The 11,599-nt window shown below is 65.8% G+C and carries 12 protein-coding genes; 7 read left to right on the top strand and 5 right to left on the bottom strand.

The annotated features are described in order from the left end of the window. The first annotated feature begins 15 nt into the window (after window positions 1-15). The 5 genes from OUZ30_RS11360 (at window position 16) to OUZ30_RS11340 (ending at window position 3,575) form a co-directional block, all read left to right on the top strand. Window positions 16-570 (top strand): NADPH-dependent FMN reductase, encoded by a 555-nt coding sequence (locus OUZ30_RS11360; protein WP_266182435.1) that lies wholly within the window; start codon window positions 16-18, stop codon window positions 568-570. A 25-nt stretch (window positions 571-595) separates the two neighbouring features. Beyond that, window positions 596-1,342 carry an S-methyl-5'-thioinosine phosphorylase gene (locus OUZ30_RS11355; RefSeq protein ID WP_266182434.1) on the top strand — a complete coding sequence of 249 codons (747 nt, stop codon included), beginning with the start codon at window positions 596-598 and terminating at the stop codon, window positions 1,340-1,342. Window positions 1,343-1,502: 160 nt separating this feature from the next. Then, the gene (locus tag OUZ30_RS11350; RefSeq protein WP_026633225.1) at window positions 1,503-1,709 is read left to right on the top strand and encodes a cold-shock protein; all 207 of its coding nucleotides are present in this window, start codon (window positions 1,503-1,505) and stop codon (window positions 1,707-1,709) included. Between the two features lie 113 nt (window positions 1,710-1,822). After that, a complete protein-coding gene (locus tag OUZ30_RS11345) occupies window positions 1,823-2,842 on the top strand; it encodes a glycosylasparaginase (RefSeq protein ID WP_266182433.1) in 1,020 nt (339 codons plus the stop codon). Between the two features lies 1 nt (window position 2,843). Then, a complete protein-coding gene (locus OUZ30_RS11340) occupies window positions 2,844-3,575 on the top strand; it encodes a copper homeostasis protein CutC (protein ID WP_266182432.1) in 732 nt (243 codons plus the stop codon). Between the two features lie 65 nt (window positions 3,576-3,640). Here OUZ30_RS11340 and OUZ30_RS11335 read toward each other — a convergent pair whose 3' ends face one another. From OUZ30_RS11335 to OUZ30_RS11320, 4 genes are all read right to left on the bottom strand, one after another. After that, a complete protein-coding gene (locus tag OUZ30_RS11335) occupies window positions 3,641-5,410 on the bottom strand; it encodes an ABC transporter transmembrane domain-containing protein (protein ID WP_266182431.1) in 1,770 nt (589 codons plus the stop codon). 83 nt (window positions 5,411-5,493) lie between these two features. Beyond that, window positions 5,494-6,090, bottom strand: a complete 597-nt coding sequence (locus OUZ30_RS11330) for an IMPACT family protein (RefSeq protein WP_266182430.1) — start codon at window positions 6,088-6,090, stop codon at window positions 5,494-5,496. Further along, window positions 6,083-6,913: a hypothetical protein gene (locus OUZ30_RS11325; RefSeq protein WP_266182429.1), complete on the bottom strand. Its 831-nt coding sequence runs from the start codon at window positions 6,911-6,913 to the stop codon at window positions 6,083-6,085. The genes OUZ30_RS11330 and OUZ30_RS11325 overlap by 8 nt, the downstream gene beginning before the upstream one ends. Further along, window positions 6,910-7,464, bottom strand: coding sequence for an RNA polymerase sigma factor (locus tag OUZ30_RS11320; protein WP_266183160.1), 555 nt, complete (start codon window positions 7,462-7,464; stop codon window positions 6,910-6,912). The genes OUZ30_RS11325 and OUZ30_RS11320 overlap by 4 nt, the downstream gene beginning before the upstream one ends. Window positions 7,465-7,719: 255 nt before the next feature. Between OUZ30_RS11320 and OUZ30_RS11315 the strand changes: the two genes are divergently transcribed. Continuing rightward, the gene (locus OUZ30_RS11315) at window positions 7,720-8,475 is read left to right on the top strand and encodes a YdcF family protein (RefSeq protein ID WP_266182428.1); all 756 of its coding nucleotides are present in this window, start codon (window positions 7,720-7,722) and stop codon (window positions 8,473-8,475) included. Between the two features lie 187 nt (window positions 8,476-8,662). Continuing rightward, window positions 8,663-10,426, top strand: a complete 1,764-nt coding sequence (locus tag OUZ30_RS11310) for a chloride channel protein (protein ID WP_266183159.1) — start codon at window positions 8,663-8,665, stop codon at window positions 10,424-10,426. 90 nt (window positions 10,427-10,516) lie between these two features. Here the strand turns inward: OUZ30_RS11310 and OUZ30_RS11305 are convergent, their stop codons facing one another. Next, window positions 10,517-11,578: an NAD(P)-dependent alcohol dehydrogenase gene (locus OUZ30_RS11305; protein ID WP_266182427.1), complete on the bottom strand. Its 1,062-nt coding sequence runs from the start codon at window positions 11,576-11,578 to the stop codon at window positions 10,517-10,519. Window positions 11,579-11,599: the final 21 nt, after the last annotated feature.

Raw genomic sequence — 11,599 nt, 5'->3', positions numbered from 1 at the left:
CCGCGGAGCGGACGCATGAACATACTCGGCATCTCCGGCAGCCTGCGGCAGGCGTCCTTCAATACGGCGCTGCTTTATACGGCGCGGGAACTGGCGCCTGCCGGCATGAACATCACCATCCATCGCCTGCACGACCTGCCACTGTTTGATCAGGACGTGGAAGAGCAGGGTGATCCGGTGCCGGTGACGGCGCTGAAGCAGGCGATCGAGGCGGCCGACGGCTTGCTGCTGGCCTGCCCGGAATACAACGGCGGCATCACGGGCGTGCTGAAGAACGCGGTCGACTGGGCCTCGCGCATCGGCAAGGGGCGCAAGGTAGCCGCGCTCACCGGCAAGATGGTGTGCATCATCGGCGCCAGCCCGGGCATCACCGGTACGGTGCGTGCCCAGGACCAGCTGCGGCTGGTGCTGCGTCGTGCCGGTGCCCGCACCGAGCCCCAGGGGGACGTGCTGGTATTCCAGGCACATACGAAGATCGTCGACGGACGGCTTGGCGACGAGCGCACGCGCGACGCCTTGGGCCGCCATCTACAAGGATTCGCCGAGCGGCTGGCCGCGACGGCGGGATGACTCACTAGCGATGCAGGAACGACTCGTGACTACTATCGATCTTGCCGTGATTGGCGGCAGCGGCTTGTACAACTTTCCCGGGCTGGCGAACAGCACGCGTCAGAGCGTCGAGACGCCCTTTGGCCCGGCCTCCGGCGACGTGGTGATCGGCGACTTCAGCGGACGCCGCCTGGCCTTCCTGGCACGCCACGGCGAGAGCCATACGGTGCCGCCCCACCGCGTGAATTACCGCGCGAACTTGTGGGCACTGCATTCGCTGGGTGCGCGCCGCGTGATCGGCGTGAATGCCGTGGGCGGGATCCGCGCCGATATGGGGCCGCGCGTCATCGTGGTGCCGGATCAGGTCATCGACTATACCCATGGACGCTACACGAGCTTTTGCGACGTCGAGGGTGCCGAGGTCAAGCACATCGACTTCAGCGAGCCGTATACCGAATCGCTGCGTCGACAGCTGATCGCGGCGGCGGCAACGGCTGGCATCGCAGTCATCGAGGGCGGTTGCTACGGTGCCACCCAGGGGCCGCGCCTGGAAACGCGGGCGGAGATCGCCCGCATGAAGCGCGATGGCTGTGACCTGGTCGGCATGACCGGCATGCCGGAAGCCGTGCTGGCCCGCGAGCTGGAGCTGGAGTACGCCTGCCTGGCCCTGGTGGCCAATTTTGCAGCAGGTTGTGGCGACGAGGCGGAGATCAGCATCGAGGAAATCTTCGCCCATCTGGCCGCGGCGACCGCCGAAGTACCCCGCATCCTCGCCAATTTGGTCAAAACCTGAGCAATAGGTTCGATTTTGATCGTGTGAATGCGATCACCATATTGCGCTTTGCTATCAAACATGTTGATACTTCGGCCGTGCCAGGGGCGGCGGACCAAGGGGTCAAGGTGGTTCAGCGCGAGCCGTGGTGCATCCAGTCCATGATTCAGAGGTTCACGCAATGCGTTTCGGTACGGTCAAGTGGTTCAACGACGCCAAGGGTTTCGGCTTCATCGCACCCGAGGACGGTGGGGAGGACGTGTTCGTCCACTTTTCGGCGATCAACTCCAAAGGCTTTCGTAGCCTGCAGGAAGGTCAGCGCGTGAAGTTCGAAGTCACCACGGGCCCGAAGGGCGCCCAGGCTTCGGGCGTCGAGATCGCTGGTTGATTTCGGCGTTCCGGCGCGCGCGCCGGTCATCGAGGTAAATGGAAACCCCGCGTCGTAAGACGCGGGGTTTTTTGCGTTGCAGACGTAACAAGAAGGCATTGCTGGAGCAAGCCATGGCAGACCGTAGAGATTTCCTGAAAGCCTCCGTGCTGGGTGCCTCGGCACTCGCCCTCGCCGGCAAGGCGGGTGCAAGCAGCATTCCGGCGGGCAAGCCCGTCACCGGGGCACGTGTCGTGTCCACCTGGGACTTCGGCGTGGCGGCGAACCAGGCGGCCTGGTCCGTACTGACCAAGGGCGGTCACGCGCTGGATGCCGTAGAGACCGGCGTGATGGTGCCCGAAGCCGATCTGAAGAATCACAGCGTGGGCCGCGCCGGTTACCCGGACCGGGACGGCCATGTCTCCCTCGACGCCAGCATCATGGACGCCGATGGCAGCTGCGGCGCGGTGGCCGCGCTGGAACATATCGCGCACCCGATCCAGGTGGCGCGCCGAGTGATGGAGCGCACGCCGCATGTGCTGCTGGTGGGCGACGGTGCGCTGCAGTTCGCGCTCGAGCAAGGCTTCAAGAAGGAGGAACTGCTGACGCCCGAATCCGAGCAGGCCTGGCGGGAGTGGCTGAAAACGGCGCATTACCAGCCGTCGGTCAATAGCGAAGTGCGCAGCTACGGCAAGACCGGCATGCCCGGCGGCAGCGGCAACCACGACACCATCGGCATGCTGGCCATTGATGCGCAGGGTCGGCTGGCCGGCGCCTGCACCACCAGTGGCATGGCGTGGAAGATGCGTGGTCGCGTGGGCGACAGCCCGATCATCGGGGCGGGCCTGTACGTGGACGGCGATGTGGGCGCCGCCACCTCGACAGGGGTGGGCGAAGAAGTCATCCGCAACGTCGGCAGCTTTCTGGTGGTGGAACTGATGCGCCAGGGGCGTTCGCCGCAGGACGCATGCCGGGAAGCTGTCATGCGTATCGTGAAGCGCCGGCCGAATGCGTCCAAGGACTTGCAGGTGGGTTTTCTGGCGATGAATCGCCAGGGTGACGTCGGTGCCTGGGCGATCCAGCCCGGCTTCTCCTATGCGGTATGCGATGCGCAGCACCAGGACGGCCTGTTGCCGGCGAAGAGCGTGTTCTGAGATGGCGGGCTGCCTGCTTGAAGTGGCTGCCAATTCGCTGGCCTCTGCCTTGGCCGCACAGGCAGGTGGCGCCGGACGCATCGAACTGTGCACGGCGCTGGAGCTGGGTGGGCTGACGCCCTCCCATGCCCAGATCGCGTTGGTGCGAGAGCGCGTGCGGTTGCCGCTCTACGTGCTGATTCGACCGCGCGCTGGTGATTTCCTCTACAGCGATCTCGACGTCGAAACGATGCGCCGCGATGTCGAGGCCTGCGCCACGCTCGGTTGCGATGGCGTGGTGATCGGCTCGCTCGATGTCGAAGGCGACGTGGACATGGCGCGTTGCCGTGAGCTGGTCGCGGCCGCCGGTCGCATGGGCGTGACCTTCCATCGCGCCTTCGACATGGCGCGCGATCCATCGCGCGCGTTGGAGGACGTGATCGCACTTGGCGCGGAGCGCTTACTTACCTCGGGTGGTGCAAGCTCGGCGATGGAGGGTGCCGCGCATATTCGCGCCTTGATCGAGCAGGCGGGTGATCGGCTGACCGTTATGCCGGGGGCCGGCATCGCTCCCGGCAATATCGCCACTTTGAGGACGTTGACCGACGCAAAAGAATTTCACGCCTCGGCCAAGCGCGAGCTCCCATCGGCCGTGCGCATGACGAACGCCGTGCTGCCCGAGATGGCAGGTGGCGAGATCCGCAGTGACATCGACACGGTGCGAGGGTTGGTGGCGGCCTTGGGCGGTCATTGAGGGTGTACGGCGGGTCGATCGCGCACCGGGTGCGCTCCTACACGAGCGCACCCGGCGAGCGATGCTCACGCGGTGAACTGCAAGCGCGCCAGTTCCGCGTAGAGGCCGCCTTCGGCCAACAGGCTTTCATGCGTGCCCTGGGCCACGATGCGGCCACCATCCATCACCACGATGCGATCGGCGCGCTGTACCGTGGCGAGTCGGTGGGCGATGACCAGGGTGGTGCGTCCCTTCTCCAGTCGTTCCAGTGCCTGCTGGATAGCCGCTTCCGATTGGGCGTCGAGGGCGGAGGTGGCCTCGTCGAGCAGCAGCAGCGGCGCATCGCGCAGGATGGCGCGGGCGATGGCGATACGCTGGCGCTGTCCGCCGGAGAGGCGCACGCCGCGCTCGCCAAGCTCCTCCTCGTAGCCCTTCCCAAGGGCGCTGATGAACTCATGCGCCTCGGCCGCTCGCGCGGCCTCGCGGACTTCATCATCGCCAGCATCCTGGCGGCCGAATCGAATATTGTCGGCAGCACTGCCACCGAAGATGACGGTCTCCTGCGGCACCAGCGCGATGGCTCCGCGCAACCCGGGCAGCGACAGCGCACGCAGGTCGACGCCGTCGAGGCTGATGCGCCCCGTTTGCGGATCGTAGAAGCGCAGCAGCAGGGCGAACACGGTGCTCTTGCCCGCGCCCGACGGACCTACCAGCGCAACCGTTTCGCCGGGGCGGATCGCCAGGTCGAAGTCATACAGTGCTGGCGCATCGGGTCGTGTCGGATAGTGGAAGACGACATTCTCGAACCGCAACGCGCCTTGCATCGGCTTGGGCAGCGGTGTTGGCTGCGCCGGGCTGGTGATCTCGGCATGTTCTTCGAACAACTCGCCGATGCGCTCCATGGCGCCGGCCGCACGCAGCACGTCGCCCCACACTTCGGAAAGCCCCGCCAGCGAGCCGGCAGCAAAGATGGCGTACAGCACGAACTGCCCCAGCACGCCTGCGTTCAAAGTGCCGGCCAGCACGTCGCGTGCGCCGGCCCACAGCACCAGCGTGATGGCGCCGAAGAACAACACGATGACCGCAGCCGTTAGCGCCGATCGCATGCCGATGCGCTTGCGCGCGGTGGCCAGCGCGCGCGTGATCGCGCTGCCGTAACGCGTGCTTTCGATATCTTCGCGCGCGTAGGCCTTGACCGCCGGCGCTGCATTGAGCGTTTCGTTGGCCACCGCAGCGGCGTCGGCTAGGCGGTCCTGGCTGGCGCGCGAAAGCTTCTGCACGCGACGGCCAAACAGCAGGATCGGCAACACCACGGCCGGAATCACCAGCGCCGTAAGGCCGGCTAGGTGCGTGCTGGTCCAAACCATCATGCCGGTGGCGCCCAGCAGCATCACGGCACTGCGCAGCGCCACCGAGATGCCGGAGCCGATCAGGGCCTGGATGACCTCGGTATCCGTGCCCAGGCGAGAGATCAGTTCACCCACGCGGCTGCGTTCGAAAAAGCTCACATCGAGCCGGATCACATGCGCATAGAGTTTGGCGCGCAGCGAAGCGAGCGCGCGTTCGCCCAGCAGGCTGATGCAGTAGTAGCGGGCCGCCGTGGCAAAGGCGAGCACCAGCGCCACGCCGAATAATCCGAGGAAGGTGGCGTTGATCGCGGCCGCATTGGAGTGGCCAAAGCCCTGGTCGATCATGTGGCGCACTGCCATCGGCAGCACCAGCGTGGCCGACGACGAGATCGCAAGAAACACCAGCCAACCGATGGCGAGAGCGCGATGCGGCTTCAGGAATGGCCACAACTGCAATAACGCGCCAAGGCGGCGGGTAGGGCGTGGCGTGTTGGCGGTGTCGCTCATTAGTGCTCGCAGGTCGAGGCTGGCAAAGGGATGGGGCACCGCAATGGTGCTTGTCTCCAAAGGTGGGGCGACTGGCTGGCGATTCAATCCAGCCGGCGGGCGTTGTGGCGGCCCCTGCTGATATCGGTGATGCGCGCCTGCGCCTCGTCCACTCGGGATTCGGGTAGCCGGATGTCGAGTTCGACGCCATCGGCGTCGAAATCCTCCCGCGTCACCTCGGCCTCCAGTTCACGCAGGCGCGCCTTCAGCAGGGCAAGTTCGGCGAAGTCGCAACGCAGGCCCAGTCGCGCCATCGCCACGATGGGGACGCGTTCGGCGAGGCGCAGGCATTCCGCCGCCGTGCCGCCATAGGCGCGAACCAGGCCGCCCGCGCCGAGCTTGATGCCGCCGTACCAGCGCGTGACGACCACGACGGCACGGTCGATGCTCTGGCCTTCGATAGCCTGCAGGATCGGCCGGCCCGCGGTGCCGCCGGGCTCGCCATCATCGTTGAAGCGATAGTCCTGGCCGATGCGGTAGGCCCAGCAATTGTGCGTAGCTGCCAGGTCGCTGACCTGCCGCACGAAAGCCAATGCCTGCTCGGATGTCTGCACCGGTGCCGCGTGGGCGAGAAAGCGGCTCTTCTTGATGTCCTCGCTGTGCTGGTGGGCGGTGGCGAGGGTGTACAGCGCTTCACTCATGGTCGGGCAATTGAGCACGCACATCGTCCGGCAAGCTCATCTCCGGATGCGCCTGGCGAAACGCAGACAGGCGCTGCAACGCTTCGTCGCGGCGATGTTGCGCAAACAGCAGGCGGATCTTGTCGAGCTCTTGCGCGGGCGTGTCGTTCGGGTTGGCTGCCGTGGCATCCACGGCCGACACCGGTGCGGGCGCTGTTGGAGCAGGCGCGGCAGCCGCCATGGTCCTCATGGCCATCGAGCGTGCTGCGGGCTCGGCGCGGTAGCCGGCAGTTGCGGGCGGCGCTGCAGACGCCATTGGCGATTGAGCCATCACTATCGGCGGGGCAGGGGCCGGTGGTGGCGGAGCGAATGCCTGGTCGGCCATCTCGGCAGTCGCCACGCGTGACTTGGCGAGCGACTTGGCGGACTCGTGCGTGCGGCGCGTCGCTCGCGGGATTTCCGCAGGCGGTGCCGCCGCGACCATTGGCGCGGCGGACGACGACACCACGGGCGCATGGGTGGCGGCTGCGGACGACTGGCTCTCGGCTGGCGGGTTCGCCGGGATCGTGGCCGCTGCCGGTGCGGGTGCCTGCAAACCCGGGGGCTGCTCGCGCATGCGTAGACCCAGCCCCACGGCGAGCACCAGCACGGCGGCGCTGGCGGCAGCAACGGGCCAACGCGCGATCGGCTGCCGTGTCTTCGGGCGCACGGCTTCGACTGCGGCTTGTCGCACCGCCTGGTCGAGCGCTGGCGACGGCTCCTTGCGCGGCAGGCTGCGATAAAGCGCCTGCAACTCGTCTTCACCGGGCAGCGATTCGTCGTCGTGGTGGTCGTGCGTATTCATTCGGCCAACTGTTCGCGCAATCGGTTCATGGCATAGCGCAGGCGTGACTTCGCGGTTTCGCGCCCTACGCCGGTCACTTCGGCAATATCCTCCACACTCAGGTCATTCTCCAGGCGTAGCAGCACGGCCGTGCGCTGCTCATCGGGCAATCCTTCGATGGCGCGCTGCAGCCGGCGACGGCGCTGGAACTCGGACAACACATGGTCGGGTTGTTCGTGCTCGGGTGTGGCGAGGGCGGCCAGTGCACTTTCGGCCTCCTCGCCCGTGGCGACGGGGCGTCTGCGTCGATGCTGATCGATGAGCAGGTTGTGCGCGATCTGCAGCAGCCAGGTGGTGAACTTGGCCTGTGGCGTATAGCGCCCGCGCGCCGCAATAACGCGGCTCCAGGTTTCCTGGAACAGCTCCTCCGCCAGCTGCGGGTGCCGTGCGGCGCGCAGCAGGAATCGGTACAAGGTGCCCCGATGACGCGCATACAGCGCATCAAACGCTGCCATCTCGCCGCGCGCATAGGCCAGCATCAGCGTTGCGTCGTCATCCACGGCAGCATCCATGGGCGGCGAGGTTAAGCCAAATCGCCGGGTTGGGTAAGCATGGATCGCGGCGACGGGGTGGTCGATCATGAATGGCAGGGTCTTCCGGCGCTCCGGGTGATATCGGTGAAACGCGCCAGCCGCAGCAACGGGGTTATCGCAGGGGACGTTCCGCCTCAGGGATCTACGGCTCCGATGGGCCATGCGTATCCGCTATCGCCTCGCGCGGCGGTCAGGTCCTAAGATGCCACGACTTTCCAGGGACCGGGTGCCGCTATGCTCGTCGTGCTGTTTGTCCTGCTGCTGGTGGCCGCGCTCTTGTATCGCCTGCATCGGCGATGGTTTGGGCATGTGCTCGTTCTGCTTGCCGGGCTGCTGTTCTTCGGCATGGGGTGCGGGCCGATACCACACGTGATGCTGGACAGCCTGCAAGGTCCTTATTACACGGACCCCGCCATCGACTGGGCGCCACGCAATGCCATCGTGTTGCTGGGGGCAGGCACGGTGGGGCCGGGCGACGAGGCCTTGCAACCGTCGTACTTCGCCAATGGACGCATCGTACGCGCGGCGCAGCTCTACAACGCGTGCAAACTCGCCGGCAAGGCATGTCATCTGTTTGTGAGCGGCGGCGATTCACAGGATCACGGCGAGCCCGAATCGATTGTCTATGGTCGCGCGCTGCGCAAGCTCGGCATCCCCGAGGCCGACTTGACCCTCGAGGCGCGCAGCATGACCACCTGGCAGAACGCGCAATTCATCCGTCCCTTGTTGGCGCAATACGCCCCGCAGCACATCGTGTTGGTGACGTCGGGCGTTCACCTGCAACGCAGCCTGCTGTACTTCGCGCACTTCGGCATCACGCCGCAGCCGGTGGCAGGCGACTGGATCATGGCCAACTGGATTCCGATCCCCGTCTCCTGGAACTTCGTGGTGACCGACTCGGCCCTGCATGAGTACCTGGGCATTCTGCGTTACCGCGTCTACACCATGATGGGTTGGAACGCGCCTAAGGCACCGCCGCTGCCGTCGTGATCCGCCGGGTAGGCGCGGCGACCCCCTGTTCATTTTCCAGCCAGCTATCGCGCGCACTTCCGCGTAACCTTGCGCGGTCTCTCTGCCCATCCGGCTACCCATGCTCTCCGATAAAACGCCCGAACCGCACTCGCGCGCGGCGCTTCCGCTTGCCCCGTCGATGGACACCACGCTGGCCGCGGCGCACATGCCGAGACAGTTCCGCCCATTGGGGCGACGGGTACTGTGGATAGCCGGCCTGGCGATGATCCTGGGCGCCGTGGTGGCGCTGGTGGCGCGTGCGCTCACCGCATTGATCGGCCTGGTGACCAATCTCGCCTTCCATGGGCGCTGGAGCACCGACTTTAGCAGCCCTGCGGACAATCATCTCGGCCTGTGGGTGATTGGCGTGCCGGTGCTCGGCGGCTTGATCGTGGGTGCCATGGCGCGCTGGGGCTCACGGGCGATCCGTGGGCACGGCATTCCCGAGGCGATGGAGCAGGTGCTGCTCAACGAGAGCCGTATCCCTGCGCGCATGACCTGGCTGAAGCCGGTGTCGTCGGCCATCGCCATTGGCACCGGTGGGCCGTTTGGTGCGGAAGGTCCCATCATTGCCACCGGCGGTGCGCTGGGCTCGCTGGTTGGCCAGTATCTGCACGTGACGGCCGACGAGCGCAAAACCCTGCTGGCGGCTGGCGCGGCTGCCGGCATGGCCGCGGTCTTTTCCGCGCCGATTTCATCCGTGCTGCTGGCCATCGAGCTGCTGCTGTTCGAGCGCCGTGCGCGTTCGTTGATCCCGGTTGCATTGGCGGCGGTCATCGGCACCGGTGTGCGCTATGTGCTGGAAGGCAATGCGCCCATGTTTCCGATGTCAGAAATCGCCACGCCGTCGCTCACCTCCTTGTTGGCCTATATGGTGATGGGGCTGCTGGCCGGCGTGGCCAGCGTAGGCATCACGCGTCTGACCTACGCCATCGAGGACGGTTTCGAAAAGCTGCCGATCCACTGGATGTGGTGGCCGGCGATCGGTGGCGTGGTCGTGGGCATCGTGGGGTACGTGATGCCGGCCACCCTGGGTGTGGGCTACAGCAATATCGCCGCCGTCGTGGCGGGGCAGATCGGGCTGGGCAGCATGCTCGCCCTGTGCCTGTTGAAGTTGCTGTCGTGGTCGGTGGCGCTCGGCAGCGGCACGTCGGGCGGCACGCTGGCGCCGTTGTTCACCATCGGCGGTGCGCTGGGCGGCGTCTTTGGGATCGCCTGCGTCATGTGGCTGCCGTGGCTGCAGGTGGATCCGCGGGTGGCGGCGCTGGTCTGTATGGCGGCGATCTTCGCCGGTGCGTCGCGCGCGTTTCTTACATCCGTGGTGTTTGCGTTCGAAACGACGCAGCAACCGCATGGCCTGCTGCCGTTGCTCGGCGCCTGTGCGATGGCCTACCTGGTCTCTGGCCTGATGATGCGCAACACGATCATGACCGAGAAGATCGCACGCCGCGGCGTGCGTGTACCTGCCGAATACAGCGCCGACTATCTGGAGCGGATCAGTGTGGGCGAGGCGTGCAGCCGCAAGGTGATCAGCCTGCGCGCGACACAGCGTCTGGCTGCGGTGCGTCGATGGCTCGAAGCCGACAGCGCCGTGGCCCGGCACCAGGGCTTTCCGGTGCTGGGTGATGCAGCCCAACTGCTTGGTGTCGTGACCCGCCGCGACCTGCTTGCTACTGGCTTGGCCGATGACGTGACCGTAGCTGACTTGCTTCGTCGTCCGCCGCTGGTGGTGCGGGAAGATCACAGCTTGCGTGATGCCGCCGACCATATGGTCGAGGCGGATGTCGGCCGTCTGGTCGTGGTTGGCGGCGAAGGAGGACAGCAGGTGGTGGGCATCATTACGCGTGGTGACCTGTTGGCTGCGCACGCACGGCGTTTGCGCGAGGCGCATCAAGCGAGTCGATATAGAAGCCATAAGGGCAAGATCTAGGGAAGGTCTGAACAAGCCGTCATCCCAGCTTTCGCTGGGATGACGAGCAAAGACCCGTTCAAGCCTCTACTGGCAGCTGTCGTTGTTGCCTCAGGCGGTCTGCTTGAGCGACGCCATGTCGATCACGAAGCGATACTTCACATCGCTCTTCAACACGCGCTCGTAGGCCTGGTTGATGTCCTGAATATCGATCATTTCGATGTCGCTGACGATGCCGTGCTCGGCGCAGAAATCGAGCATTTCCTGCGTCTCGGCGATACCGCCGATGGCCGAGCCGGAGATCGAGCGACGGCCCAGCACCACCATGGCAGCCTGCACCGGCGGCTCGATCGCTTCCAGCAAACCCACCAGGCACAGCACGCCGTTGAGCGTGAGCGTGTTGAGGTAGGGATTGAGGTCGTGCTGCGAGGGCACCGTGTCCAGAATGAAATCGAACTGACGCGCCGCCGCGGCCATCTGTGCGGCATCGGTGGACAACACCACGTGGTCGGCGCCGAGCTTGCGAGCTTCGGCTTCCTTGCCGGGGGATCGGGTAAACAGTGTTACCTCTGCGCCCATCGCCTTGGCAAACTTCAGGCCCATGTGGCCCAGGCCGCCCAGGCCGACCACGGCGACCTTGCTGCCCTTGCCGATGTTCCAGTGGCGCAGCGGTGACCAGGTGGTGATGCCGGCACACAACAAGGGCGCTGCCGCCTTCGGGTCGAGCTTGTCGGAGATGCTGACCACGAACTTGTCCGACACCACGATGCGCTCGGAATAACCGCCGTGGGTCGGCTGGCCGTCATGGCGATCCGTCCCGTTATAGGTCCAGGTGGGGCCTTCGACGCAATACGGCTCCAGCCCGGCCTCGCACGCGGCGCAGTGCTGGCAGGAATCAACCATGCAACCGACGCCGACCATGTCGCCGAGCTTGAACTTGCTCACCTTGGAGCCAATGGCGCTGACGCGACCGACGATTTCGTGGCCAGGCACCATCGGATACACACTGCCATGCCATTCGTTGCGGGCCTGGTGGATGTCCGTGTGGCACACGCCGCAATAGAGAATGTCGATCACCACGTCATCTGGACGCGGGTCGCGGCGCTGGAAATGGTGGGGAGCCAGTGCGGTGGTAGCCGATTGGGCTGCGTAGCCGAGGATGGAGAGGGCCATGCGTAACTCCTTGGGGACGGG

This window comes from Dyella humicola, assembly GCF_026283945.1.
Taxonomy (GTDB): Bacteria; Pseudomonadota; Gammaproteobacteria; order Xanthomonadales; family Rhodanobacteraceae; genus Dyella; species Dyella humicola.
The sequence above is the reverse complement of the archived record's forward strand: the minus strand, read 5'-3'. Positions and strand labels throughout refer to the sequence as shown.

Coding starts and splice junctions, on each gene's coding strand:
- OUZ30_RS11335 (WP_266182431.1), bottom strand. CDS start 5,410: ATGAGCGACACCGCCAACACGCCACGCCCTACCCGCCGCCTTGGCGCG.
- OUZ30_RS11360 (WP_266182435.1), top strand. CDS start 16: ATGAACATACTCGGCATCTCCGGCAGCCTGCGGCAGGCGTCCTTCAAT.
- OUZ30_RS11310 (WP_266183159.1), top strand. CDS start 8,663: ATGCCGAGACAGTTCCGCCCATTGGGGCGACGGGTACTGTGGATAGCC.
- OUZ30_RS11330 (WP_266182430.1), bottom strand. CDS start 6,090: ATGAGTGAAGCGCTGTACACCCTCGCCACCGCCCACCAGCACAGCGAG.
- OUZ30_RS11340 (WP_266182432.1), top strand. CDS start 2,844: ATGGCGGGCTGCCTGCTTGAAGTGGCTGCCAATTCGCTGGCCTCTGCC.
- OUZ30_RS11345 (WP_266182433.1), top strand. CDS start 1,823: ATGGCAGACCGTAGAGATTTCCTGAAAGCCTCCGTGCTGGGTGCCTCG.
- OUZ30_RS11350 (WP_026633225.1), top strand. CDS start 1,503: ATGCGTTTCGGTACGGTCAAGTGGTTCAACGACGCCAAGGGTTTCGGC.
- OUZ30_RS11305 (WP_266182427.1), bottom strand. CDS start 11,578: ATGGCCCTCTCCATCCTCGGCTACGCAGCCCAATCGGCTACCACCGCA.
- OUZ30_RS11320 (WP_266183160.1), bottom strand. CDS start 7,464: ATGGATGCTGCCGTGGATGACGACGCAACGCTGATGCTGGCCTATGCG.
- OUZ30_RS11325 (WP_266182429.1), bottom strand. CDS start 6,913: ATGAATACGCACGACCACCACGACGACGAATCGCTGCCCGGTGAAGAC.
- OUZ30_RS11315 (WP_266182428.1), top strand. CDS start 7,720: ATGCTCGTCGTGCTGTTTGTCCTGCTGCTGGTGGCCGCGCTCTTGTAT.